General features: G+C 40.1%; 18 protein-coding genes and 1 pseudogene. 16 read left to right on the forward strand and 3 right to left on the reverse strand.

Annotated features, from left to right (window positions below; translation table 11 throughout):
* Window positions 1–51 precede the first annotated feature (51 nt).
* The 6 genes and pseudogenes from MQE36_RS06490 to MQE36_RS06515 all read left to right on the forward strand — a co-directional run bounded on the left by MQE36_RS06490 (window position 52) and on the right by MQE36_RS06515 (window position 8,143).
* Window positions 52–2,807 (forward strand): annotated as a pseudogene (locus tag MQE36_RS06490) (TonB-dependent receptor).
* 19 nt (window positions 2,808–2,826) lie between these two features.
* Window positions 2,827–4,449 (forward strand): G-D-S-L family lipolytic protein, encoded by a 1,623-nt coding sequence (locus MQE36_RS06495; protein WP_242938359.1) that lies wholly within the window; start codon window positions 2,827–2,829, stop codon window positions 4,447–4,449.
* Window positions 4,450–4,675: 226 nt separating this feature from the next.
* Window positions 4,676–6,184 carry a F0F1 ATP synthase subunit beta gene (gene atpD, locus MQE36_RS06500; RefSeq protein WP_242938360.1) on the forward strand — a complete coding sequence of 503 codons (1,509 nt, stop codon included), beginning with the start codon at window positions 4,676–4,678 and terminating at the stop codon, window positions 6,182–6,184.
* An 81-nt stretch (window positions 6,185–6,265) separates the two neighbouring features.
* Window positions 6,266–6,544 (forward strand): F0F1 ATP synthase subunit delta/epsilon, encoded by a 279-nt coding sequence (locus MQE36_RS06505; protein ID WP_242938361.1) that lies wholly within the window; start codon window positions 6,266–6,268, stop codon window positions 6,542–6,544.
* 152 nt (window positions 6,545–6,696) lie between these two features.
* Window positions 6,697–7,233 (forward strand): hypothetical protein, encoded by a 537-nt coding sequence (locus MQE36_RS06510; protein ID WP_242938362.1) that lies wholly within the window; start codon window positions 6,697–6,699, stop codon window positions 7,231–7,233.
* Between the two features lie 268 nt (window positions 7,234–7,501).
* A complete protein-coding gene (locus tag MQE36_RS06515) occupies window positions 7,502–8,143 on the forward strand; it encodes an IS3 family transposase (RefSeq protein ID WP_278286636.1) in 642 nt (213 codons plus the stop codon).
* A gap of 273 nt (window positions 8,144–8,416) precedes the next feature.
* On the opposite strand, the gene MQE36_RS06520 is transcribed toward MQE36_RS06515, so the two are convergent.
* Window positions 8,417–10,198 (reverse strand): M61 family metallopeptidase, encoded by a 1,782-nt coding sequence (locus MQE36_RS06520; protein ID WP_242938364.1) that lies wholly within the window; start codon window positions 10,196–10,198, stop codon window positions 8,417–8,419.
* Window positions 10,199–10,259: 61 nt separating this feature from the next.
* On the opposite strand from MQE36_RS06520, the gene MQE36_RS06525 reads away from it, so the two are divergent.
* Genes MQE36_RS06525 through MQE36_RS06540 form a run of 4 tightly spaced genes read left to right on the forward strand, consistent with a single transcriptional unit; the run spans window position 10,260 to window position 13,954 of the window.
* Window positions 10,260–11,405 (forward strand): aminotransferase class I/II-fold pyridoxal phosphate-dependent enzyme, encoded by a 1,146-nt coding sequence (locus MQE36_RS06525; RefSeq protein ID WP_242938365.1) that lies wholly within the window; start codon window positions 10,260–10,262, stop codon window positions 11,403–11,405.
* 24 nt (window positions 11,406–11,429) lie between these two features.
* Entirely contained in the window at window positions 11,430–12,053 is a 624-nt protein-coding gene (bioD, locus tag MQE36_RS06530) for a dethiobiotin synthase (RefSeq protein WP_242938366.1), read from the forward strand.
* A gap of 21 nt (window positions 12,054–12,074) precedes the next feature.
* Window positions 12,075–13,343, forward strand: coding sequence for an adenosylmethionine--8-amino-7-oxononanoate transaminase (gene bioA / locus MQE36_RS06535; protein WP_242938367.1), 1,269 nt, complete (start codon window positions 12,075–12,077; stop codon window positions 13,341–13,343).
* 26 nt (window positions 13,344–13,369) lie between these two features.
* Entirely contained in the window at window positions 13,370–13,954 is a 585-nt protein-coding gene (locus MQE36_RS06540) for an SET domain-containing protein (protein WP_242938368.1), read from the forward strand.
* On the opposite strand, the gene MQE36_RS06545 is transcribed toward MQE36_RS06540, so the two are convergent.
* Entirely contained in the window at window positions 13,951–14,376 is a 426-nt protein-coding gene (locus tag MQE36_RS06545) for a cytochrome c oxidase assembly factor Coa1 family protein (RefSeq protein ID WP_242938369.1), read from the reverse strand. The genes MQE36_RS06540 and MQE36_RS06545 overlap by 4 nt on opposite strands.
* Before the next feature lie 68 nt (window positions 14,377–14,444).
* Here MQE36_RS06545 and MQE36_RS06550 point away from each other — a divergent pair, with 68 nt between their 5' ends.
* Window positions 14,445–15,599, forward strand: coding sequence for a beta-ketoacyl synthase N-terminal-like domain-containing protein (locus MQE36_RS06550; protein ID WP_242938370.1), 1,155 nt, complete (start codon window positions 14,445–14,447; stop codon window positions 15,597–15,599).
* Window positions 15,600–15,605: 6 nt separating this feature from the next.
* Here MQE36_RS06550 and MQE36_RS06555 read toward each other — a convergent pair whose 3' ends face one another.
* On the reverse strand, window positions 15,606–16,364 hold the full coding sequence (locus MQE36_RS06555) for a helix-turn-helix domain-containing protein (RefSeq protein ID WP_242938371.1): 759 nt from the start codon (window positions 16,362–16,364) through the stop codon (window positions 15,606–15,608).
* Window positions 16,365–16,671: 307 nt separating this feature from the next.
* Between MQE36_RS06555 and MQE36_RS06560 the strand changes: the two genes are divergently transcribed.
* From MQE36_RS06560 to MQE36_RS06580, 5 genes are all read left to right on the forward strand, one after another.
* Window positions 16,672–17,067 carry a molecular chaperone Tir gene (locus MQE36_RS06560; protein WP_242938372.1) on the forward strand — a complete coding sequence of 132 codons (396 nt, stop codon included), beginning with the start codon at window positions 16,672–16,674 and terminating at the stop codon, window positions 17,065–17,067.
* Between the two features lie 3 nt (window positions 17,068–17,070).
* On the forward strand, window positions 17,071–17,787 hold the full coding sequence (locus MQE36_RS06565; protein ID WP_242938373.1) for a PspA/IM30 family protein: 717 nt from the start codon (window positions 17,071–17,073) through the stop codon (window positions 17,785–17,787).
* 2 nt (window positions 17,788–17,789) lie between these two features.
* The gene (locus MQE36_RS06570) at window positions 17,790–18,476 is read left to right on the forward strand and encodes an OB-fold-containig protein (protein WP_242938374.1); all 687 of its coding nucleotides are present in this window, start codon (window positions 17,790–17,792) and stop codon (window positions 18,474–18,476) included.
* A gap of 16 nt (window positions 18,477–18,492) precedes the next feature.
* On the forward strand, window positions 18,493–20,559 hold the full coding sequence (locus MQE36_RS06575; RefSeq protein ID WP_242938375.1) for a flotillin family protein: 2,067 nt from the start codon (window positions 18,493–18,495) through the stop codon (window positions 20,557–20,559).
* 151 nt (window positions 20,560–20,710) lie between these two features.
* Complete coding sequence (locus tag MQE36_RS06580) at window positions 20,711–25,597, forward strand: DNA repair ATPase (protein ID WP_242938376.1); 4,887 nt, start codon at window positions 20,711–20,713, stop codon at window positions 25,595–25,597.
* Window positions 25,598–25,622: the final 25 nt, after the last annotated feature.

A 25,622-nucleotide genomic window follows, 5' to 3' on the forward strand; every position in this document is an offset into this window, starting at 1 on the left:
AAAAATGGAAAAAATATGTATATTGTTTTTGCATAAAACAAACTAAATATGATGAGAACATTATTTTGTGGACTTTTATTGTTATTTGCGATTAGTGGGTTTTCCCAGGCGAAAATAACAGGAAAAGTAGTCGATCAAGACAATCAGCCTGTTCCTGGGGCTAATGTGATAATTATAGGGAAGTCCGAGGGTTCGGTGACAAACTTCAATGGTGAATTCTCTTTTCAGACCGATCAGACACCGCCTTTTAAACTTCGGATTACGAGCATCGGATTTTCATCTGCCGAGGTGAATGTAACTTCAGATGAACAGTATTTCAATGTCGTATTGAAAGAAGAGCAAACCCAGTTGGATGAAATTGTGGTCTCTGCTTCCAGAACGCCGGAAAGAATATTTGAATCTCCGGTTACCGTCGAACGGTTTGGTCTTAAGGAAATTAAAAATGCAGCGGCACCTGATTTTTATTCCGGGCTGGAAAATCTGAAAGGAGTAGATATAAATACGAATAGTTTAACATTCCAGTCAATTAACACAAGGGGTTTTGCAAGTTTCGCAAATAATCGTTTTGTGCAATTGGTAGACGGAATGGATAATACATCCCCGGCTTTGAATTTCGTTTTGGGTAATTTACTGGGGATGACAGAATTGGATGTGAACAGTGTGGAGCTGTTGCCCGGAGCGTCTTCGGCGTTATACGGGGCTAATGCGTTTAATGGTATTTTGTTTATGACGAGTAAAGACCCGTTTAAATTTACAGGAATAAGCGCATATGCAAAATCGGGACTTACTTCACAAGAGGCGGCAGGAGATAATGAATTTTACGATTTCGGATTCCGGGCTGCGCATAAGTTTTCTGAAAAATTCGCAGGGAAAGTTAACTTTTCGTACTTGAAAGGTACGGATTGGTGGGCTGTAAGCGAAGAAGATTTGATGAACCCGGAGCGAACCAGGGCGCATCATAATTACGATGGATTAAATATATATGGAGATGAGGTAAGTACAAATATCCGGGCGGTAGGAGCAGCGTTGGCAGAAATGGGAATTATTCCGCCTGGTGCTGAAAACCTCTTGCCTGATGAAAATGTAAGCCGTACGGGTTATGCCGAACAAGACCTGACAGATTATAAGGCGGAGAGCATCAAGTTTGATGCTGCTTTACATTACAGGCCGTTTGCCGACGATTTTGAAATCATTTATCAAGGGAAATTAGGAAAGGGAGCTACTATTTATCAAGGAACAAACAGGTATTCCATAAAAGATTTTTTCCTTCAGCAACATAAGCTGGAATTTAGAAATGATAATTTCTTTGTCAGGGGGTATTTGACCAGTGAAAATGCCGGGGATTCATATGATATGCGTTTTGCCGGGATCAATGTCAATAGAGCCTGGAAGGATGATTCGACCTGGTTTGGAGAATACGCAGGAGCCTATATCCAGGCCTCGCTGGCTGGGGCTGGTTCAGAACAGGCGCATATCGTTGCGCGCCAGACTGCTGATGCCGACAGGTTAATGCCGGGAACAGCCGCGTTTGAACGTGTTTTTAATCAGGTGGTCAGTGATCCTGATTTTGCAAAAGGGGCACAGTTTAAAGATGAAACTAAAATGAGGCATGTTGATGCGAACTATAATCTTACGCATCTGACCGAAGCGTTTGCTGAGATTCAGGTAGGTGGCTCGTTCAGGGAATATGTGTTGAACTCGTTTGGAACTATTTTTACTGATGGAAGCGGTCCGATCACCTATTCTGAAATTGGTGCTTATGCCCAGATTCAGAAAAAAATGGCGGATGATCGGCTTAAAGTTACCTTGTCGGGAAGGTACGACAAGTCGCAACTTTTCGATGGTTTCTTTTCGCCCAGGCTATCCCTTGGGTATACCCTGGGAAACAGGAAAAACCATAATATAAGAGGGTCATACCAGACCGGTTTCAGGAATCCTACCACGCAGGATTTATTTATAGGTTTGGATACAGGGAGGGCTATCCTGGTAGGTTCTGCAGAAGATAATCTCGATCGCGATACGAGAACGTTCAGGGTGAATAACGCCGCTGCCAACGGAGGTAGTAATACGGCGACCATAATAGGAAGAAAGGCATACGAGAATTCATTTACTTTGAATTCAGTCCAGAACGGAACCTTTCAAAAATCTGAGGTCGCTGAAGAGCCGGAAAAAGTACAGCTTTTGAGGTCGGTTACCGGGGGCAGATGGAGAAGCTGATCATAGATTTTAGCGTTTATTATAATATATACGACAAATTTATTGCAAATGAGACGGTTGTTGTTCCGTTTTATGGTGAAGTCGGAGATAATTCGTTGTCCTTGCTGGCGATGCAGAGTGGAGACTACAAACCGTATCAGACTTATACGAATTCTGAGGCCGATGTAAAATCATATGGAGCTTCTGTCGGGATAGATTATAAGGTTTTTGGAAATTTCGATCTTGGAGGGAGTTACACGTATGCGAAGCAGGACTTTGACCAGGCATCGGCACCGGATTTCAGAACGAGTTTTAATACTCCGGAACACAAGGTTAAAGTATCCTTTGGGAATACCGACTTGTTTGAGAATTTTGGGTTCAATGTTAACTATCGCTGGACTGATGCTTATTTCTGGCAGGCAACCTTTGCTGACGGAAACGTTCCTTCTTTTAGTGTTTTTGATGCTCAGATAAACTACAGGGTGCCGGGTATTAAATCGACTTTTAAGGTTGGTGGATCCAATATCGGTGGCAAAGATTATTTTACGGCCATCGGGACAGGGCATATCGGATCTCAGTTCTATGTGTCCTGGGTAATTAATAATTTATAGTCGATTAAAAAATATACATATGAAATTTAATTATAAATGGTTTTTGTTGCTTGTATTGGGCTTTGTTGGTTGCGATTCTGACGACGATACATCGTCTGACGATCCGCAGACAGTGAAGCTAACTTCAGGGGAGGCTGATTTTTCAACATATGTTGCAGTGGGAAGTTCTTTGTCGGCCGGGTACACGGATGGTGCTCTTTTTGTGGCGTCTCAACATAACTCGTTCCCTAATATTTTGTCCTCCAGATTTGAGCTGGCGGGAGGAGGAGCGTTTACACAACCATATATGAACGATAATATAGGGGGTATGCTGGTAGGTGGTGATCAGCTGCTGGAAAACAGGTTGTTTTTTAACGGAAAGACTCCGGAGCGTTTATCCGGAACCCCGACAACGGAAGCTATAAATGTGATGCCCGGTCCTTATAACAATATGGGAGTTTCAGGTGCTAAAATCTTTCATTTAGGAGTTGAAGGGTATGGCAATGTTGCCGGATTGTCTGCCGGAGCTGCAAATCCTTATTATGTAAGAATGGCGTCTGGTCCCGGAGCAAGTATCATAGGCGATGCAGTGGCTGTAAGCCCGACGTTTTTTACATTGTGGGCAGGAAGTGATGATGTGTTGGCTTATGCTGTAAGCGGTGGGGCAGGTGTACGGCAAGAAGGAAACCTGAACCCTTTAACATACGGACTTAACGATATTACGGATTCAAATGTATTTGCACAGTCATTTGCCGGAATCGCGGCTGCTTTAACCGCGAATGGCGCAAAAGGTGTCGTGGCAAATATTCCTGATGTGATTTCATTGCCTTATTTTACAACAGTATCATATGCTCCCCTCGATCCTGAAAACGAGGACTTTGGTCCGCAAATACCTACATTAAACACTATTTTTGGTGCATTGAACCAGGTATTTGAGCTATTGGGAGAGCCTGAGCGGACTGTGGTTTTTTCAGACAAAGATGCAAGTCCGGTAGTAATTAAAGATGAAAGCCTGGTAGATATGTCTGCACAAATTACAGCGACATTAAATGCGAGTGAGACATTTCCGCAGTTTATAGGTCAATTTGGTTTACCGGAACAGGACGCACCATTGGTAGCAAATTTATTGGGAATGATGTATGGACAGGCAAGACAGGCGACAGAAGCCGATTTGCTGGTGCTGGTAAGTTCGTCGGTGATAGGCGAAATAAATATGGATTCGATGCAGTTTCTGGTGTCTCAGGGGCTTTCTCAGGAGTTGGCAGCCCAGTTTTCGGTAGAAGGGATCACATATCCGCTCGACGACGGATGGGTCTTGCTTCCGTCTGAACAAGAGGATGTAAAAGCCGCTACGATGGCTTTTAATGCAACGATCGAAGCTGTGGCCTCACAACATGGCCTGGCATTTATAGATGCCCATACGCTATTAAATGAAATAGCTGCTACGGGAATAGTTTTTGATGAGTATACATTAAATTCGAGTTTGGTTTTTGGAAACACCTTTTCGTTAGATGGTGTCCATCCGACAGCCAGGGGTTATGCTTTTATAGCGAATCAATTTATGTTGGCTATAGACCAGGCATATGGCTCAAATTTTGAGAAAGCAGGTGTTTTGGTTAAAGCAGGTGATTATCCTGTGATGTACCCTGTTCAATTGCCTTAAAAGAATATGCAATATTGTATGGTAAAGGTCAATACTATAAGGTGTTGACCTTTATTTTTGCCAGAAGATGTGTAGGTGAGCAAAGCGAAAGCAAAAAAAAATAATCAGGGTTACTTTTTTTTCAATTAAAAACATATCTTTGCACCGCGAAAAAAGTATCTTTTACAGATATAAATAAGAAAATATTTTTTCGCTTTTAATACGCTAAACATTAAATAGTTGAGTAATGTCAAAAGTTACAGGTAAAGTTGCACAAATTATTGGTCCGGTTGTGGACGTTGAGTTTGGTTCTGGCGCAGAGCTTCCAAGAATTTATGATTCATTGGAGATCGCAAGACAAGATGGTACTAAACTTATACTGGAAGTTCAATCTCATATTGGTGAAGATACAGTAAGAACTATTTCAATGGATTCTACTGATGGTTTAAGCAGGGGAACTGAGGTTGTTGCAACTGGAAGTGCAATTCAAATGCCAATTGGCGAGGATGTTTACGGACGTCTATTCAATGTAGTAGGTGATGCTATCGACGGATTGGCAGAATTACCCAAAGAAGGTAAGGATGGTCTTCCGATCCACAGAGAAGCACCAAAATTCGAAGATTTATCAACTTCAACTGAAGTTTTATTTACAGGGATCAAAGTGATCGACTTGATTGAACCTTATGCAAAAGGAGGTAAAATTGGTTTGTTCGGAGGTGCCGGTGTAGGTAAAACGGTACTTATCCAGGAGTTGATCAACAATATTGCAAAAGGTCACGGTGGTTTATCTGTATTTGCCGGTGTAGGTGAAAGAACGCGTGAAGGGAATGACCTTTTGAGAGAGATGTTAGAATCTGGTATTATCAAGTACGGAGACGATTTCTTACACTCTATGGAAGAAGGAGGATGGGATCTTTCTAAAGTAGATAAAGCTGCTATGAAAGAATCTAAAGCAACTTTCGTATTCGGTCAGATGAATGAGCCTCCCGGAGCACGTGCTCGTGTAGCATTATCAGGTCTTACTATTGCTGAGTATTTCCGTGATGGTGCCGGTGACGGACAAGGAAAAGACGTACTTTTCTTCGTAGATAACATCTTCCGTTTTACACAGGCCGGTTCAGAGGTGTCAGCACTTCTTGGTCGTATGCCTTCAGCGGTAGGTTATCAGCCGACATTAGCAACCGAGATGGGTGCGATGCAAGAGCGTATTACTTCAACTAAAAAAGGATCTATTACATCAGTACAGGCGGTTTACGTACCTGCGGATGACTTGACGGATCCGGCTCCTGCAACTACTTTCGCCCACTTAGATGCTACTACGGTATTATCTCGTAAGATTGCCGAATTAGGTATTTATCCTGCGGTAGACCCACTAGATTCTACTTCAAGAATCCTTACAGCAGATATCTTAGGGAAAGACCACTATGGTTGTGCACAAAGAGTGAAAGAGTTGTTACAACGTTATAAGGAATTACAGGATATTATTGCCATCCTTGGTATGGAAGAACTTTCTGAGGAGGATAAATTAGCAGTATCACGTGCCCGTCGTGTTCAGCGTTTCTTGTCTCAGCCGTTCCACGTTGCAGAGCAGTTTACCGGGATCCCGGGAGTGTTGGTTGATATCAAAGATACAATCAAAGGGTTTAATATGATAATGGATGGTGAGTTAGATCACTTGCCTGAGGCAGCTTTCAACTTAAAAGGAACCATCGAAGAAGCTATCGAAGCCGGTGAAAAAATGTTAGCTGAAGCGTAATTAGTATGAGATTTGACAGGTTGGCTTATGAGATTTTCTTCTGAACCGACTCTCAATACTCAACACTCAATACTGAAAAATATGTATTTAGAAATAGTATCACCCGAAGCAACATTATTTAAAGGAGAGGTTACTTCTATAGCCGTTCCCGGAATTAATGGTGAGTTTCAAATGCTGAAAGATCACGCACCGATTGTATCGATCCTGGGGAAAGGAAATGTTAAGATCTTTGGTGATGTGGAACTAACGGAAGAGTTTGCAGATAAGTTCTCTAAAGGCGACAAAAATGAAACTTTGTTACCGATCAATAGCGGAACAATTGAGCTGAACAATAATAAGGTAATTATTTTAGCTGATTAATTTCAGCTTTAACATAAAAAGAAAAGCCGGGCGTTAGTCCGGCTTTTTAGGTTTTAAGCAAGATCAATTCCTAATCCTGATCGTTGAAAGATTGTTTTTTTATTATCGCAAAACTGTCTTGTCCTGAAATAGCTATACACAAAAACACGTGTATGGAAACAGCAAAACAAGAAGAAAATTATGTAATGCGTTCAGGCAAACAAGAACGCTATGACAAGCGGTTGATCAAAAAAATCGTTCAAGAAGTAGAAGCTGGCCTCCCAAGGAAACAGGCCAAACGGATCTATAAAATGGGCGCAAGCACTTTGGATGACTGGATGAACCGGTACGGTTCGGAGCACTATCACCAGCAGCTCAAGAGGAGGAGCTACACCAAGCTCCAAAAGCGAACCATCGTTACGGCCATAGAGCAGGGTAGGATGAGCATTGCGGAAGCCCGTACAGCCTACAATATCAAAACAGAAAAGACCATAAGGGACTGGATATTGCGCTTTAAAGAAGAAAAAGTCGATCTTTGTATTGAAACCCAACCTCAAATGGCAAAACAAAAATCACCGGACAAACAAGCTTTGGAAAAAGCTTTACAAGAGGCAGAACTAAAGATAAAAGCCTTAAACACACTGATTGATGTAGCCGAAGACCAACTTAAAATCGATATCAGAAAAAAGTCTGGTGCCAAACAGTCCTAAAAATGAAGCAGGACTTCCCCAAATTGGGGATAGGTCTGCTGTGCCAGCCGTTTGGTAAAACAAGGCATGCTTACTACGATGCCCTCTGTCGAAAAGAACGCAGTCTGGTCAAAGAGGATATCATTCTCCAGGAGGTCTCCAATATCAGAAAGCAGCTACCCAGATTGGGTACCCGTAAACTGCACCACCTATTGGGCAAAAGGCTTTTGTCCCACAATATAACCATTGGCAGGGACTATCTGTTCAATTTGCTGTGTGACCTAATCTATTGGTCAGGCAACGAAAACGCAAAGCCATGACGACCAATTCAAGACATTGGATGAAAAAGTACAGCAACCTGATTAAAGACATGGAAATAACCCGTCCAGAACAGGTATGGGTCAGTGATATAACCTATATCAGAATGGTTAACCAATGGGGCTATTTAAGCTTGATAACAGATGCTTTCTCAAGAAAGATAATGGGATATAGTTTTAGGATGGACCTGACGGCACAAGGCTGTATTGATGCTTTAACAATGGCTTTGAACAACAAAACATACCAAGAGCCAATGGTACACCATTCCGATAGAGGTTCACAGTATTGTTCATCTCAATACGTGAAGCTGTTGCTCCAGAACAATGTGGCCATTAGCATGACAGAGAATGGAGACCCCTATGAAAATGCCATTGCAGAACGTGTCAATGGCATCATAAAAACAGAGTTCAATTTGCACTCAAGTATGCTCGGGCTTGGGCAAACACAAAAGCACATATCAAAGAGCATTGCTAATTATAATGCTTTGAGACCACATGCAAGCTGTGATTACCTAACGCCTAACCAAGCGCATTTAAAAACAACTATACTTAAAAAACGATGGAAAAACTATCAGGCATATAACAATCCTAAAATGACTGTACAGTCATTTTAGGATTAAGAAAAAGAGTTGTATAATTATGTCAGGATTTATTTAATAACCTGTATAGCTATTTTAGGACGGGTCATAGGACGGGTCAAGTCCGTTCACTCTATATAGATACTCCCTGTCTACTCCATACATTCCCCATATATAACTTTTACCGTAATAGCTGGTAACCATATGAGGCACACATGGTCTATGCTTTTTAAAAGAGCAAAGGGGCATTATGTTGCCACAAATCCTTCGCTTGTTATTATGAATCGTTGGGTCTTCAACAGTATGTTGTTATTTATTTTTTAACCAGTCCATGCGCTTTTTTAGCTGCTTTTTCTTAGCAGATTTATCAATAATAATCGTATAGGTAGGGTCTGATGAAAGCTTGAGGATGGTATTTTTCTTTTGGCCGGATCTTTCGAAACTTACGGCTATTTCTTCCCCCGGTTTATACGATGAAATCATGTCGTCGAACGATTTTTTCATTCCATCCATCTCGGCATTTCCGATACTGATTATTTTATCTCCTTTATTCAGTTCTCCTTCATAAGCAGGGGTGTCCTGAGCAATGTTGTTCTGGATTATGCCAAGATGATTTACGCGTGCCCCGGTAAAAGGTTTTTCAATATCCCTGGTGAGCATTATACCAACCTCAGAAAACAGCGCCTCATAATCGGGCATTTCACTGCTGTAGATGTAATTGTTAAAGAAAGCTGTAGCAAATTTTACTCCGGCATATTCTCCTAAAGCCTCTTCAAGATCTTTTATGGTATACGGGAGCTCTTTTTTACCATATTTATTCCAGGTTAATTTCATGTAGTCATCCAGATGAAGGTTTTTAGCTCTGAGCGACAGGTCTAAAGCAAGTCCAAGAACACTACCATATGAATAATATGAAATAAAGGTGTTTTCCCTGTTGGTAGGATCTATTGAAGTAGCCGCATCTACAAAAGGAGCCTGGTAACTCATCTCGATCGGATTAAAATATTTCCTCGCAGGCGAATTCCATACATAGTTAAAAGTTCCGTTAAGACTGTTTATGTATTGTTCAGGAGTAATGATACCGGCCCTGCAAAGAATCAGGTTTGTATAGTAGCTTGTAAATCCTTCGGCAAACCATAAGGCACCACTCATATTTGCTTTAGTAAAGTCAAAAGGCTCTAAAGACAGAGGTCTTAAGCGTTCTACATTCCAGGCATGGAAAAATTCATGAGAAACGGTTCCGATGTTTCTTTCCATTCCCCCGTCAGCCAGGCTCCTGGTACTGGTGAGGATGGTTGAGTTTCTATGTTCCATTCCATCGCCGCTGGCATTTGGAATATAACAGGCTAAAAAGGTGTAAGTGTCATAGTCGAAGTCAGGTAATTCCCCGAAAACCTCTTTTTGCTCAAGAACGGTTTTCTTAACTTTTTCGAAGTAGGTGTCTAGCTCTTGTTCTGTGCCATTATGATGTAGTGTAAACCGAATGGTTTTTCCGTCTACATCAAAGCTTCTGACGGAGTGGTTGCTTACCTCCGTCGGGCTGTCCATAAAATACTGAAGATCGGGTGCCCGGAATTTGTTATTTCCCAATGGTTCTAACTGTGTTGCTACGCTCCAGTTTAAATCCTTTCTGGTGTTGAAGGTAACCTCCATCGGGTTGTCTTCCAGTGCGGGGGCATATATGAAAGTTGCGGGCATATTGAGGTGCGCATGTGTTTCATCGATCTGGCTGTAAGTGCCGTCTCCTCTGTCGGCGAATAATATATAGCTGACATTGACCTCCCCGTCATGATTTAATACTCTCCAGGAAAACGGGTCAAGGCGTTGAACTTTTAGCGTTTTACCTTTACTGTTTGTAGCCTTTATGTCGTATATGTTTTTGGCAAAATGGTGTACGGCATATCGACCGGGCGAAGAGCTGCTCATCCTGATTGCTAGATCCTTCCCGGTCAAATCACTGAACGAAATCCGGATGTTGGCTTCGTGGTGTACGGCATTCTCGAAAGAAATAGTATAGCTCGTTTTTTGGGCTGAAACGGTTATAGAAAGGAGGCTTATTAATGATAGGGATAGAATATTTTTTAAAGTCATCGATATAGTTTTTTGCTAATATATTATTTAATTGATTGTTGTGCTACATTTGCATATGTCTATGTTTCCAGAAAGATTATTACAAAAGATAAACGACCGTATTGAAAATAACGCATTACGAAGCTTGCCTTGTAATGAGGGTAAAATTGATTTTGCTTCTAACGATTACCTGGGGTTTTCGAGGTCTGAAACTATTTTCAATGCCGTATCGGAGCTGATGAGGAATACAGGAGTTCCACAGAACGGAGCTACCGGATCCAGGCTATTGTCAGGAAACCATCAGTTATATGCACAGCTGGAGGGGGTATTGTGTGATTTTCATAAGTCGCCGGCTGCGGTTGTCTTTAATTCCGGATATGACGCCAACATCGGTTTTTTCTCCTGCATTCCTCAAAGAGGGGATGTGGTGCTCTACGACGAATTAATTCATGCCAGTATCCGGGATGGGATACAAATGAGCAATTCCCGTGCCTATAAATTCCGGCACAATGATCTGGTTCACCTGAAAGAATTGCTTTCCAGGCATGCCAAAGAAGGCAGGGAGGTGTATGTTGCAACGGAAGCTGTTTTTTCAATGGACGGCGATAGCCCGGATTTGCTTAATATGGTGGAGATCGTAAAACAATTTGGAGCATATTTGGTGGTGGATGAGGCTCATGCCATCGGTGTTTTCGGAAATAAAGGAGAAGGTTTGATACAGCAGTTAAGCTTGCAGGATCAGGTTTTTGCTAGAATCGTAACCTTTGGGAAAGCTTTGGGAAGCCATGGAGCTGCTGTGTTAGGAAATGAAGCCCTGAAATCTTATTTGGTGAATTTTGCCCGTAGTTTTATTTATACCACGGCTCTCCCGCCTCATTCTGTGGCAACGGTTTTGGTAACGTACAGATTTGCCGTTACTTCTGGTATTACCGATAGTTTAAATGAACTAAGAAACAACATCAGCCGGTTTAGATTAAGAGCTGAAGTCCTCGGGTTAAAGCTCCGTTTTATCGAAAGTAATTCCCCGATCCAGTGCTGTCTGATCTCAGGGAACCAAAAAGTTAAATCCATTGCGTCAAAGCTGGGCGAAAAAGGTTTTGATGTAAAACCAATTATGTCGCCAACAGTAGCTGAAGGGGAAGAACGATTAAGGTTTTGCCTGCATAGCTACAATTCTGGAGAGGAAATCTCGGAAGTCTTATCGTTGTTAGCTACTTTTGTACACTGAAAAGAACAGTGCAAAAGCATTAAAATGAAACGAAAAAAGATATTTGTTACCGGAATTTCAACTGAAGTAGGAAAGACGGTAGTAGCAGCTATTATTACCGAAGCCCTGGAAGCTGATTATTGGAAACCGGTTCAGGCGGGAGATCTCGATTATTCAGATGCTGATAAGGTTAAATTGCTTTTAAGTAACAGCAAATCTCGTATTTACCCCAATAGTTATGCATTAAACACGCCCATGAGTCCGCATGCCGCTGCCGGGGCGGATGGAATTACCATCGACTTGAAAAAGATCAAAGAGCCGAAAACCAAAAACCATTTGGTTATTGAAGGAGCCGGAGGACTTCTGGTGCCGTTAAACAATAAAGAAACGATTCTGGATGTAATTCAGTCTGATTATCAGGTGGTTGTCGTTTCGCGACATTACCTGGGGAGTATTAACCATACGCTTCTGACAATAAATGCCTTAAAAGAAAAAGGCTTTGATGTTGCTTTGATTTATAGTGGGGAGGAACACCCGACGACGGAGAACATTATAAGGGAGATGACAGGAGTTAAAGTGATAGGAAGAGTTGAAGAAGAACCATATTTTGATAAAAATGTGGTAAGGGAGTATGCAGAAAAGTTTAAAAAAGAGTTGGAATCTCTCTAGGGAATTAAAAACAGTAAGAAGATGACATTAAGCGAAAGAGATAAAGCCCATTTGTGGCATCCCCTCACACAACATAAAATTAAACCGGAAGCACTGGCAATTACAAAAGCTAAGGGAGTGTATTTGTATGATGAACAGGGAAAAGAATATATAGACGGAATCGCTTCGTGGTATACATGCATGTACGGGCATTGTAACCCGAAGATTACTGAAAAAGTAACCCGACAGATGCAAACGCTTGATCAGGTGGTTTTTGCCGGGTTTACCCACGAGCCTGCCGTTAAGCTGTCAGAGGCTCTTATAGGCCTGTTACCTGGCAATCAGCAAAAGTTATTTTTCTCCGAAAATGGATCAACAGCAGTAGATGTTGCTATAAAGATGGCTTTCCAGTATCACTTTAACAAAGGAGACAAGAAAGATACCCTTATTGCTTTTGAAGATGGCTTTCACGGCGATACGTTCGGAGCCATGTCCGTTTCGGATTTATCTGTTTACAATGGTCCGTTTGAAGAATTCTTTTTGAAGGTAATTCGGATACCTGTTCCAACCGGAGAAAACAACCATGAAGTTTCAGAGCAATTAAAATCTGCTGTGGCAGCTCACAAAGTAGCTGCTTTTGTGTATGAACCGATAGTGCAGGGAGCGGCAGCCATGAAAATGCACGATAAGGAAGGGTTGAATACACTCATTGAATTCTGTAAAAACAGTCATGTATTAACCATTGCTGACGAGGTAATGACCGGCTTTGGAAAGACGGGTAAAAACTTTGCTTCAGAATATATGGAGTCTAAACCGGATTTTATATGTATGAGTAAGGCGTTGACAGCAGGCTTGCTGCCCATGGCTGTCACAAGTTGTACACAGGAGGTATACGATGCTTTTTATGACGACGATATCTCGAAAGGTTTTTTTCACGGACATACATATACAGCCAACCCGCTGGCCTGTACAGCCGCTTTGGCAGGGATTGAATTACTTGTTTCAGATGAGATCGGTGAAAACATTCAAAATATTATAAAAAGCCATCAGGAGTTTGACGACCGTATTAAAAACCACCCTAAGGTTCTTTCTACGAGACAGCAGGGAGTTATTTATGCCATAGACCTTAATGTTAAAATGGAACGCTATGGGAATTTACGTGATTTGTTGTTTGGTTATTTTATGGATAACGGAGTGTTTTTAAGGCCGTTGGGGAGTACAATTTATATTCTGGCACCGTACACAATTACTAAAAAAGAACTGCAAAAAATTTATGAGGTTATTGAATCTGCGATTGAAAAAATTATATAATTTAGAGGTATGATTTTATACCTTCAATGATACACCCTCATACTGAGCTGAAATTTATTTCGGATGAAATAGGTTACGGCGTTGTGGCTACTAAGTTTATTCCCAAGGGAACAATTACATGGGTTCAGGATCGGTTAGACCGTGTTTTTTCTCCTTCTCAGGTTGAACGAATGAACGACTCCTGTAAAAAAGCTTTAGATTTTTATAGTTTCAGGAATAACAAAGGTAATTTTGTTCTCTGTTGGGATCTTGCTAAATACGTAAACCATAGTTTTAAGAGCAACTGTTTGACAACACCATACGATTTTGAAATTGCGATACGTGATATACAACCAGGTGAAGAATTGACAGACGATTATGGATACCTGAATATCTCCGAGCCTTTTCTGGCTCTTGATGAAGGAACAGAAAGAAAGATCGTCTATCCCGACGATCTGAGGCACTTTTATACTGTTTGGGATAAGCAAATAGCCGATGTCTTTCCTTTGGTTTGGGGAATAGAACAACCTTTGTCGCAATTCCTTTCAGGAAAAGTATTGAAATTGATCCATAAGATTCAGGTCGGAAAAAAGGATTTGGATTCAATACTTTCTTGTTATTATCAGGATTAATTCATATTTTCCGGCAGAAAAATAGTTTCACCTGTACTATCGATAATTACATACACATCAGAATAGGTCCAGGTGTCTCCTTTTTTTGTTCCGACGACATATAGCGAAGCTTCCCCTTTTGGTCCGGTTAAGGGCACTTTTATATCGATGTCGCCCTCACCGTTTTCAAAGTTGATATGGCCCTGGATCATGCCTTCCTGTTCTATGGGCTCGCCGAGAAGTTCTATGAGCTGTCCATTTTGTCTGGCTTTTGAAATGGCTTCCTTATAAGGCACAGAATCTTTCATTAAGTTGTTTGCTCCGAAGAAAATGGCGCCGACAAAAATTACCAGAAGTATGATGACGGTGAGACAACCACCCGTAGGTAAAACCCATTTCCAGTTCCTGCCCCACCAACTTGTTTTTTGGTTTGTTTGGTTCATGTTATTTAAGTAGGGATTGTTTAGGTATCTTCTTGAGATACCATTAATTTTGTCCAAAATACAAAAAATTGAATAATAAGGTATCTATTACTGCTGTTGCATCGGTTTCACCGTTAGGAATGTCTCCGGAAGAAATATGGGAGAATTATTTAAATGACGAACATTGTTTGGGAGAGCGGGATTTTGGAGGGTTTAAAGCTAATGTTGCGGCATTGTCGCCAGACACGATTGAAGCGATCCGGGAACTTAAAATGTCTGATCCGAAATACAGGGCGCTCGATAATACCGTGTTGTATGCCATGTTCGCTGCCAGAAATGCGATGAAAGAAGCATACTGGAATTCAGGAGACAGGTTTGGGGTTAATATGGGTTCTTCCAGGGGAGCTACCGCCTTGTTCGAGTCGTATTATGAAGATTTTCTTCAAAAAGGAAGAACAGATACCCTGGCTTCACCAACGACTACCTTAGGGAATATCTCTTCCTGGATTGCTCACGATTTGCAAACCAGGGGACCTGAAATATCACATTCAATTACGTGTTCTACAGCCTTACATGCGTTGTTGAACGGCATTGCCTGGATCAATTCCGGGATGACTGATAAGTTTATGGTGGGAGGTAGTGAAGCGTCCTTAACACCGTTTACGATTGCCCAGATGAAGGCATTGAAGATTTATTCCAGAGATAATGATCGCTATCCTTGCAAAGCTCTGGATCTCAATAAGCAGGGAAACACAATGGTATTGGGAGAAGGGGCAAGTGTAGCCTGTTTAGAGAAAGGGATTTCAAAAAATGCACTGGCTGTTATTGAGGGTGTGGGTTATGCTACCGAAGTCCTTGAGCACAATATCTCTATTTCAACAAATGCCGATTGTTTTCAGGAGTCAATGAGAATGGCTCTGGGGAATATTCGCCCTGACGAGGTAGATGTTATTGTGATGCATGCGCCGGGGACTAAAAAGGGGGATAGCTCTGAGTTAAATGCAATTGATGCTGTCTTCGGGCAGGACAAACCTGCTTTGACAACAAATAAATGGAAAGTAGGACATACTTTTGGTGCATCGGGGATGCTAAGTTTAGAATTGGGGATAATGATGCTACAGCATCAGCATTTTATAAAAGTGCCGTATATTGATTATACTAAAGAACCGATGCGTATTCAAAAAGTGATGATAAATGCTGTCGGATTCGGAGGGAATGCCGTGAGTATTCTTATAAGTGTTTAAAAACCCTTATCTCAGCTTTTTCTTCATTTGTAAAAGCTCTTGTTCGATCATGTGTAGTTTGTCCTCAAATTCACCATGCAGCTCCGGAATCCTTCTCCAGAACACATAACGTACACGCCATAGTTCTTTGATGTCTTTTACGGGGTATGTCTCATCCTCAATATTTTTATGATCAGCTCTGAATATGGCTTCGTTTTTTGTAGTGTATAATCGTCTGAAAATAATTTTCTCTCCTACAACAGAAAAAACCAAGGTGCCATTGTTCAGCTTTTTTATAACATCCTCGGGTACATATTCCCCGACTACTATATCCTTTGGGTAAAATCCCTTATCGTGTTTTGTCATTTCCAGATTACTCACGGTAAAAGCCCTGAAAGTTTTAGTTGGGTTAACGGGGAGTTTGATAAATGGTAATTCGTCTACAAAAGATTGATTGCCGTATTGTGATACATAATTCGAAGCGTTAGTTTCGGTAATACAGGGAATAACGGCATACTGTTCGTGCTTTAAGTTTTTCGATTCCGTAGTGAGGGTCCCTTTAAATTTCAATAACTCGTTTACGGTTATTTCAGTAGTTAACAGGGCATCCGTTGTAATGCTAAAATGATTAGCTATTTTGATGAGCGTCTCGATCTTTGGTTCGCTTCTGCCTTCCTCATAAGCCCCTAAAGTGCCTCTTTTCAGGTCAAAAAGCTCCGCAAATGCCTGCTGACTCATCCCTTTCACACTCCGTATCTTTTTTATGTTTTTACCAAAAAGCGACATAAATTGCTAATTTTATTTGCAAATATTAAAATATTCCGTACCTTTATACTAACAATATTAGCTAATATCTTTTGAAAAAGCTAATTTTAATAGCGTTTATTTATAGAAGGTATGATTGTTTACAGGCTTATTCTTATTCGCTAAATAAATTAGCATAATGTTTAATTAATCGTAAATAAACTATTTTATGGTTACAGTGATTTATTATGTCGTAATTTTTATGCTGCTTTTAGCAGATAAAATAATCGACTTTTTGTAATATTGATTGCACTTAGAATAATCATCAAAATACAGTAGAAAAATTCTTATGAATGACCATTACAAAACCGTGAAAAATTACTTAATACGCCTCGATTTTGATATTCTGTATGAGAATGTTGAAGATGGAGTGTTGATGATCAGTAAAGAAGGAGAAGGTATCAAGAATATGATACTTGGAGTTGCCGCTCCGATCCTTATAATGGAACAACATATTTTCAATCTTCCAAAAAGGAACGAAAATATATATTGTAGTTTGCTAAAAAAGAACAGGGATATTGTTCATGGAGCTTTCGTGCTTGATGAATCAGGAGAGAAAGTGATTTTTAGGGATACGCTGCAATTAGAGAATCTGAATTTAAACGAAATAGAAGCTTCTTTAAACTCATTGAGTTTATTGTTAAGCGAATATTCAGATCAAATTATAAACTTTTCAAAAAATTAAGATATGAACCTTTTTAAAAGATTATTTAAGATAGGGCAGGCTGAAACCCATGCTGCCATTGATAAGATGGAAGACCCGATTAAAATGACCGAACAGGGTATCAGGGATATGAAATCCGACCTGGAGAAAAGTCTTGAAGCCCTTGCGCAGGTAAAAGCTCTGGCAATAAGGGCTAAAAACGAAACGGAAGCATATGCATCTAAGGCAGAAGATTATCATCAGAAAGCAATGTTAATTCTTAAAAAAGCACAATCCGGAGGAATGGAAATAACAGAAGCCGACAGATTGGCCAAGGAAGCCCTTATCAAAAAAGATGAATCAGAACAGCATAAAGTAAAATCGCAGCAAGAATCAGACAAGTTTGATCAGTCTGTGGCTCAACTTGAAAAGAATGTGCAGGAAATAAAGCAAAATATCAGCAAGTGGGAAAATGAGCTGAAAACATTAAAAGCACGCGTAAAGGTCTCCAAGGCAACTCAAAACCTCAACAAACAAATGGCTGAAATAGATGCTTCCAGTACGGTGGCAATGCTGGAGCGTATGAAAGATAAAGTAAATCAGGAGGAGGCATTGGCAGAAGCATATGGCGATATGGCAAATGGATCCAAGTCCGTGGATGGCGAAATAGATGCAGCCATAGATGCAACCGAGTCGAATGCTGAAGACAGCCTTCAGAAATTAAAAGAACAAATGGGCATTAATGATAATAAAGAATCTTGAACTTGAAAGAACTTATTAACATAGCTTTTTCTGAGGTAAACATCTTTCTTAGTTTACTATTCATACTGCTTGTGATATATTGGGTGATTACGACACTTACCGGTATTGACTTCGATATGGATGTAGATGTTGATGCAGACGTTGATGCAGATTTTGATTCCGGAACCAATATTGATATTCAGGATTTGTCGAATTCGGAGGTAAAAAAGGAGCATGTGGTCAGAAGAAGAGGAAAGCTCAGCTTTTTTCAGGTGTTCTTGATATATTTCAACTTTGTCGGATTGCCGTTTATGTTTACACTTACTTTTATGGTGTTGTTCTGGTGGGCAATGACCATGGTTGGAACATATCTAACAGGTAGTTATAACAGTGCTTTCGGCTTTTTATTTTTCTTCGGAAGTATAATACCTGCTCTTGTTCTGACAAAAATCGTTACCAATCCGTTTAAACGATTCTTTAAAAACTTTGATGCCGAAGGAGAGCGATCTCTGGAACTTTTAGGGAGAGAGGGAGTGCTTAATTCTTCTATTTCCGGAGATAAAATAACAACCCTCGATGTAGTTATTGAAGGAAGCCCTATAAAAGTTTATGTGCAATCAAAAAATGGAGATGCTATTGTGCAGGGAAGCAAAGTGGAGATTGTAAATCACACTTCAGATAAGAAAATATTCATTATTCAATCAACTTAAAAATTTAAATTAATTTATGGATTTTATTTCAGGAATTGCAGGGATTATTATAGGAAGCATCGTCTTTCTCGTTATAGTCTACTTCATGATAATCGCGCTCTTTTATAAAAAGATTCCCCAGGGTCAGGCGCTGGTAAGAACCGGGTTTAAAGGAACGCATGTAGCATTCGATAAAGGTTTGTACGTGGTGCCGGTATTTCACCGTGTTGAGATCATGGATATTTCGGTAAAAAAGATAGTGATAGACCGTGCCGGTGTAAACGGATTGATATGTAAAGACAACATAAGAGCAGATATCAATGTGGCATTTTTTGTGCGTGTTAACAAGTCTAAAGACGATATCATTAACGTGGCTCAGACCATTGGTTGCGAAAGAGCCTCGGATATAGCAACACTTAGAAGTTTATTTGATGCCAAGTTTTCGGAAGCTCTAAAAACAGTGGGTAAGAAATTCGAATTTATTGAGCTTTACGAGGCCAGAAGAGAATTCAGGGACGAGATTATTAATATTATCGGGACAGACCTTAATGGTTATGTGTTAGACGACTGTGCTATTGATGATCTTGAGCAAACCTCAGTCGAATTTTTGAAGTCTGATAATATCCTTGATGCGGAAGGGATCAAGAAGATAACGGAACTTACTGCAGCTCAAAATATCAAGGCTAATCTTATTAAGCGCGATGAAGAAAAAGTAATTCGTAAGCAAGATGTTGAAGCAAGGGAAGCTATCCTGGAGCTCGATAAACAATTGGCAGAGAAGGAGGAGCAGCAAAGACGTGAAATAGCGAATATTAAAGCCCGTGAAGAAGCTGAGATATTAAAAGTAGCTGAAGAGGAAAAATTAAAATCAGAATCTGCACGTATAGCAACTGAAGAAAAGGTACAGGTAGCAGAAGAAAACAAGCAGCGTCAGGTTATCGTAGCCGCTAAAAACAAGCAACGTACTGAGGCTGTAGAAACCGAAAGAGTAGAAAAAGACCGTCAGCTTGAAGCTACGGAAAGAGAAAGGATTGTTACCCTGGCCCAGATAGAGAAAGAAAAAGTTGTAGAGGTAGAAAAGAAGAACATTCAGGATGTCATCAGAGATCGGGTAATGTTAGAGAAAGGGGTTGTAGAAGAGCAGGAAAACATGAAAGATATAGAAGCTTTCAAAACAGCAGATAGAGAGAAGCAGGTTAAAATTACTATTGCCGAAGCGAATGCGCAGGAAGACCTGATTAAGACCATAAAATCTGCTGAAGCTCAGAAGGAAGCTGCAAAACAAAAAGCAGAAGAGATCAATATTGAGGCTCAAGCCAGGAAAGAGGCTAGTGAAAAAGAAGCAGAAGCCAGAAAAACATTGGCCGAAGCTCAGGCTAAAGAGGAGGCTACGATCGGTATGTCTGAAGCACAGGTAATGCATGCAAAGGCTGATGCTAATGAAAGACAAGGTCTTGTGGAAGCCCTTATTATTGAAAAGAAAGCCAAAGCGGAAGCTGCCGGAATTGAAGCTAAAGCGGAGGCTGTTAGGAAGGAAGGTACTGCAGAAGCTGAAGTAATTAAAGAAAAAGCTCTTGCCGATGCTGCCGGAATTCATGAAAAAGCAGAAGCAATGAAGCAATTGGATGGTGTAGGCAAAGAGCACGAAGAATTTAAATTACGTTTAGATAAGGAACTTCAGGTAGACCTTGCCCAAATCAATATCCAAAAAGAGATTGCCGATGCACAAGCCAGTGTGATTAATGAAGCGCTGCGAGCTGCTAATATTGATATCGTTGGCGGTGAAACGATGTTCTTTGACCAGATAATAGGACAAATAACACGTGCTAAAGGTATAGACAGACTGGTTAATCACTCAGACAATGTTCAGGAAGTAAAAGAGGCCATTCTCGGTAGTGAAGATGTAAAAGGAAATCTCCTTGAAAGGGTAAGAGATTTTGCTTCAAAGTATGGGGTGTCAACCGAGGATCTTAAAAACCTTACCATTGCGAACCTGATAATGGATCTTAAACAACGATCAGATAATAAAGACGATCATACGATGTTGTCTAACCTTTCTAATCTGGCCAATGGTTTAGGTTTGTCCAATAAAAAACTAGGATAGGTATTTGATTTAATGATATTTTAAATCTGATGAAAATATCAAGAACCAGGTCCTCATTTTAGGGCCTGGTACTATATGCCTTTTTTTATTGTCCATATGCTCATTCATAGTAACTGACTCAATAAGCTCATTCCAATCCAAAAAAGTATCAATGCAAGAAGAAAAAACTACATCCGATGTTATTCAGCTAGATGGCGGAACCTACGAAATAATCCAAAATCGACTGCAAAAGCAGAAAGAAGATCTTCAAAATCGATTAGGAAAGCTTAACGAAGCCCGTTCTGAGGTTTTTGGCGGAATAGAAACAAAATTGATAGCCAATAACAGAATCAATACTGAGAATAATTGTATCGCCTGCGATATTGTTACCATTGGAGGTTATTGCTTGTTGGGATATAACGTTCATTTCGGATTGAGAACCGAAATTACAATGTCTGATGTTTTCAGTATTTATAAGTACGACGGGAATCAATTCGTATCCCGGTCATTGGATTTCATCCACGATGAAATCTTTATAAACGACTTTACAAATCTTTACAAGTATTACAGGAATACGGTGTTTAAAAAGTTCGCCGTAATGGGCAACTATCTCCATATGGTTTTTCAGCTAAGTGAGAGTAATACCGATATTAAGACTTTTAAGTGGCTTATAAAAGACAAAAAACCGGTTTATGTCGATAATAGAAGCGAGCACGAATATAAGTTTCCAGCACAATATGAATTTAACTGGGTCGAGGTAACCCGCGATATGCAGCGGCACGGAACCCATGCGCATGTGGCTATTCTGGATAAGGTATTTGTAGAAACTATTGGCGGTGATTTAACCATAAAGATCGAAGATAACACAGACGATGGAAAAGGAATTTATTCAGAACCTGTAAAGCATATAGATCAGACTCTTGATGATGCTCAATACAAATATGCCGATATAGGAAACCTTTTAGTCTTGGAAATTAAGCCATTTCAGGAATCATCCCGTTACTTTGTTTATAACCATAAGATCCAGGAAGTAAAAAAAATAGATAGCATTAAAGACGCCTGCGTTTTATTGCCGGATGATCAGGGGATTATTTTTGGTAATGGCTATTACCTACAGTCGGGAGCAGCAAAGGTGTTTGACAGCGATATTACGAATCTTAAGTTTCAGGAAAAGCTGAGTGCACCAAATGGAGAAGATTTTATTTATGTGTTTTATGAAGCCAAAAGAGGATTGTATGTGCTTATGCAGTACAACATTATTGAGCAGGAAGTTAAAACACCCATAGCTTGTAACGGGTTTACTTTTTTAGAAACCGGTGAACTTTGTTATTTTAAAAATGAAAATGAACAAACAAGACATCACGTAATTCAGATTTGGCAGACTCCTTTCGTGAAAGCGGGTAAAACTGAGTCGCAGTATACCGATACACTAATCTATAAAATTGGGAATAAAGATATTGTGAAGGCAATGGCTGAGTGCCAGGGACTAATCACATTGCTCAATAAAGAAGATAGCTATGATGGGTTGTATGATGACATTGCAAAACAATCCATAGATGTTATTGATAGTTACTACTGGATTCATGAGGAAGATACACATAAATTGTCAGAGCCTCTGAAGGAGATCAATGACGCTGCCAATGCCGCCATCGATGAATTTGAAAAAGTAGTTCAGCTTAGAAAGGAAGCCTTCAGGTTAACCGCAGAAACAGAAGATAAATCAGAGGCTGTTTTTGGTAAAATAAAAAGTAGTTCATTCAGGTCTATAGACGACTTTGTACAGGTGCTGGCACAACTCAGAACACTTCGGGGCGAAGTAATCAGTCTCAATGAAATAAGATATATAGATACAACGTTTACCGGAGGAATAGAAGAACAGATTGCAGAACAAAACGATAAGATTTCAAAGAGGTGCGTGCAGTTTCTGTTAGATGAAAAGGCTTTACTTCCTTATCATGACCGGGTTGAGGAAAAACAACAGGAACTACAGGGGATCAACAAGGTAATAGACGCAAAAAAGCTGGAAGATGAGGTAAATCAGATAGCATCAGATCTCGAAATGCTTATTGATATAGTTTCAAACCTGGAAATTGAGGATGCCTCCCAGTCGACAAAGATTATTGAAAACATCTCTCATATTTTTGCTACCATCAATCAACTTAAATCGGGAATTAAAAATACCATTCAGCGTCTCGGCAGTAAAGAAGCCCGGGCAGAGTTTGCTGCACAAATAAAGCTGATAGATCAGGGTATTATCAATTATCTGGATATAGCAGATACTCCTGAGAAAACGGAGGATATGCTGAATAAAGTTGCTGTTCAGCTCGAGGAACTTGAAGGACGTTTTGCTGATTTTGAGGACTTTATTTCAGCTGTTATCGAAAAAAGGGAAGAGGTTTACAATGCTTTTGAAGCCAGAAAAAACAGTCTGGTTGAGGCAAGAAATAAAAAAGCTTCTGCACTCGAAAGTGCAGCCAAAAGAATTTTGAACGGGGTGTCTAAAAAAGCGCTCTCTTTTAATGCTGTGATTGATATCAATGGATATTTTGCCTCTGACCTGATGATTAATAAGTTGCGGGATATCGTGCAGCAATTATTGGATTTGGACGATGCAGGCAAGGCAGAGACTATAGAAACAGCTTTAAAGTCAGCCAGGGAAGATGCAATTAGAAAGCTAAAAGATAAACAAGATCTCTATGAAGACGGAGAGAATGTAATTAAACTCGGGAAGCATAAATTCGGAGTTAACAATCAGCAACTCGATCTTACCATTGTTTATAAAAGTCAGAAGTTGTTTTATCATCTTACCGGTACCGACTTTTATCAGGAAGTCACTAATGAAATACTTACAGAATCCAGATCCTTTTGGGACAGGGAATTGGTTTCGGAAAGTGAAAAGGTATATAGATCGGAGTATCTTGCCTTTAAAATTTATGAAGCCTGCGATGTAAAAACGCTCTCAAATTATACCGGCGAAGAAATAGAGAGTATAGTTAAGACTGAGGCCAGTAAGAATTATGCAGAAGGTTATGTAAAAGGGGTACATGATGTTGATGCTATAAAAATCTTAAAGACACTCATTAAAAAGACATCAGATTTAGGGTTGCTCATTTATCCGCCTCGGGTTAGAGCTTTTGCGCAGTATTTTTGGTTTAGCCTGCCTCAGAACAGGCAGGTATATTTAAACGATATAATAAAGGCGTCGGGAGAAGTTTTACGGGCATTTCCCGAAAGTAAAGCATACAGGCAGGTTGTTGAAATAATCGTTTCGGAAATAAAACAGCTTTGGACGGAACAACTGCCAACAATCGAAATCCTTGACGATAAGGATATCGATCCGATAGCCAACTATCTTTTTAAGGAACTTAAAGATAATAACTCCTTTATAGTAAGCAGTGAAGCATCTCGTATATATTCAGATTTTATAAAAATGCTTAAAAAGAAAGATCTGGATGTAAAACTGGTGGGTAAAATAGAGTCCCTGGCTACATCGGTAGAGAAAATAAGCCTTGCAAGACAATGGATAAGCTCTTTTGTAATGACTTCTGATGTTTATTTAGAATCATATGTATATGAAGTTATTTGCGTTTGGCTATACAGCAATTCGTTAGAAAAAAACATAGTTCATGCAAGTCCGGAGGAGGAATTAAATGACTTAAAAGGAAATCATTCCAAACTGAATAACGAAGGATACAAGTTTGACTATCATGAGTTTATAGAGCGTTTGTCTTGGTTTAAACTGAACGAAGTGCCTGCATACAATGCTTATAGGGAAGCAAAACATAAAGTGACTGACGACTTGAAAGAATCGTTAAAGCTACAGGAGTTCAAGCCCAGGGTGTTATCCTCATTTGTTCGGAATAAACTAATCGACCAGGTATATTTACCGTTGTTTGGAGATAACCTCGCAAAACAGTTAGGAAGTGTAGGGCAGCATAAGCGGACTGACAGAATGGGGATGCTGTTACTGGTTTCTCCACCCGGATATGGTAAAACAACCTTAATGGAATATTTGGCCAATCGCTTAGGGTTGGTATTTATGAAGATTAACGGTCCCGCTATCGGGCATGAGGTTACATCCGTCGATCCGATGGCTGCTAAAAATGCTGCTGCGAAAGAAGAATTAAAAAAGTTGAACCTTGCCTTCGAAATGGGGAATAATGTTATGTTGTATGTTGACGATATTCAGCATTGTAATCCGGAATTCCTTCAAAAGTTTATTTCCCTTGCAGATGGTACCCGGAAAATAGAAGGAGTCTATAACAACAAGCCCAAAACCTATGATTTACGGAGTAAAAAGTTTTGTGTTGTCATGGCTGGAAACCCATATACGGAAAGCGGCGATAAATTTCAGATTCCGGATATGTTAGCGAACCGTGCAGATATTTACAATCTGGGAGATATTATCGGAGATACTGAAAATCTCTTCAAATTGAGTCTGATAGAGAATGCCTTAACTTCAAATCCGGTATTACACCAGCTGGGTAATAAGAATTTTGATGACCTGTACCATTTTGTTGAAATGGCAGAGCTGGGCAATAATGAAAGTGTAGAGCTTAAAGGAAATTATACAAAGCAAGAAGTCCGGGACTACTTATCGGTTATAAAAAAGGTATTGACCATCCGGGACAGGGTGATGCAGGTGAATGTGAACTATATTAAATCTGCGGCTATGGATGACGCCGATCGCACAGAGCCGTCATTTAAATTACAGGGCTCATACAGAGACATGAATAAACTTGTGGAAAAGGTAGTGCCCATAATGAATGATAAAGAGATAGAAACCCTGTTACTTACCCATTATGAAAATGAATCACAAACATTAACGAGTGCCGCAGAAGCAAACCTTCTAAAATATAAAGAGATAGCGGGCGTTTTAAATAATGAAGAGAAAGAAAGGTGGAGAAGTATTAAAGAGACTTTTATACAAAATAATAAACTAAAAGGACTCGGAAACAAAAACGAAATGGCACAGGTGCTTATGCAGATGATGCAGTTTAGTGAGCATTTAGCAGGAATTCAGGAAGTATTGAGGTCTGGCTTGCAAAAAGAAGAATAATAGCTCTAAAGTCTGTTTTCAACTT

The sequence above is a fragment of the Zhouia spongiae genome, assembly GCF_022760175.1.
Lineage (GTDB): Bacteria > Bacteroidota > Bacteroidia > Flavobacteriales > Flavobacteriaceae > Zhouia > Zhouia spongiae.

Excerpts from the sequence above, each read along its gene's own strand:
- MQE36_RS06495 (WP_242938359.1), top strand. The coding sequence starts at position 2,827 with ATGAAATTTAATTATAAATGGTTTTTGTTGCTTGTATTGGGCTTTGTT.
- atpD (WP_242938360.1), top strand. The coding sequence starts at position 4,676 with ATGTCAAAAGTTACAGGTAAAGTTGCACAAATTATTGGTCCGGTTGTG.
- MQE36_RS06505 (WP_242938361.1), top strand. The coding sequence starts at position 6,266 with ATGTATTTAGAAATAGTATCACCCGAAGCAACATTATTTAAAGGAGAG.
- MQE36_RS06510 (WP_242938362.1), top strand. The coding sequence starts at position 6,697 with ATGGAAACAGCAAAACAAGAAGAAAATTATGTAATGCGTTCAGGCAAA.
- MQE36_RS06520 (WP_242938364.1), bottom strand. The coding sequence starts at position 10,198 with ATGACTTTAAAAAATATTCTATCCCTATCATTAATAAGCCTCCTTTCT.
- MQE36_RS06525 (WP_242938365.1), top strand. The coding sequence starts at position 10,260 with ATGTTTCCAGAAAGATTATTACAAAAGATAAACGACCGTATTGAAAAT.
- bioD (WP_242938366.1), top strand. The coding sequence starts at position 11,430 with ATGAAACGAAAAAAGATATTTGTTACCGGAATTTCAACTGAAGTAGGA.
- bioA (WP_242938367.1), top strand. The coding sequence starts at position 12,075 with ATGACATTAAGCGAAAGAGATAAAGCCCATTTGTGGCATCCCCTCACA.
- MQE36_RS06540 (WP_242938368.1), top strand. The coding sequence starts at position 13,370 with ATGATACACCCTCATACTGAGCTGAAATTTATTTCGGATGAAATAGGT.
- MQE36_RS06545 (WP_242938369.1), bottom strand. The coding sequence starts at position 14,376 with ATGAACCAAACAAACCAAAAAACAAGTTGGTGGGGCAGGAACTGGAAA.
- MQE36_RS06555 (WP_242938371.1), bottom strand. The coding sequence starts at position 16,364 with ATGTCGCTTTTTGGTAAAAACATAAAAAAGATACGGAGTGTGAAAGGG.
- MQE36_RS06560 (WP_242938372.1), top strand. The coding sequence starts at position 16,672 with ATGAATGACCATTACAAAACCGTGAAAAATTACTTAATACGCCTCGAT.
- MQE36_RS06565 (WP_242938373.1), top strand. The coding sequence starts at position 17,071 with ATGAACCTTTTTAAAAGATTATTTAAGATAGGGCAGGCTGAAACCCAT.
- MQE36_RS06575 (WP_242938375.1), top strand. The coding sequence starts at position 18,493 with ATGGATTTTATTTCAGGAATTGCAGGGATTATTATAGGAAGCATCGTC.
- MQE36_RS06580 (WP_242938376.1), top strand. The coding sequence starts at position 20,711 with ATGCAAGAAGAAAAAACTACATCCGATGTTATTCAGCTAGATGGCGGA.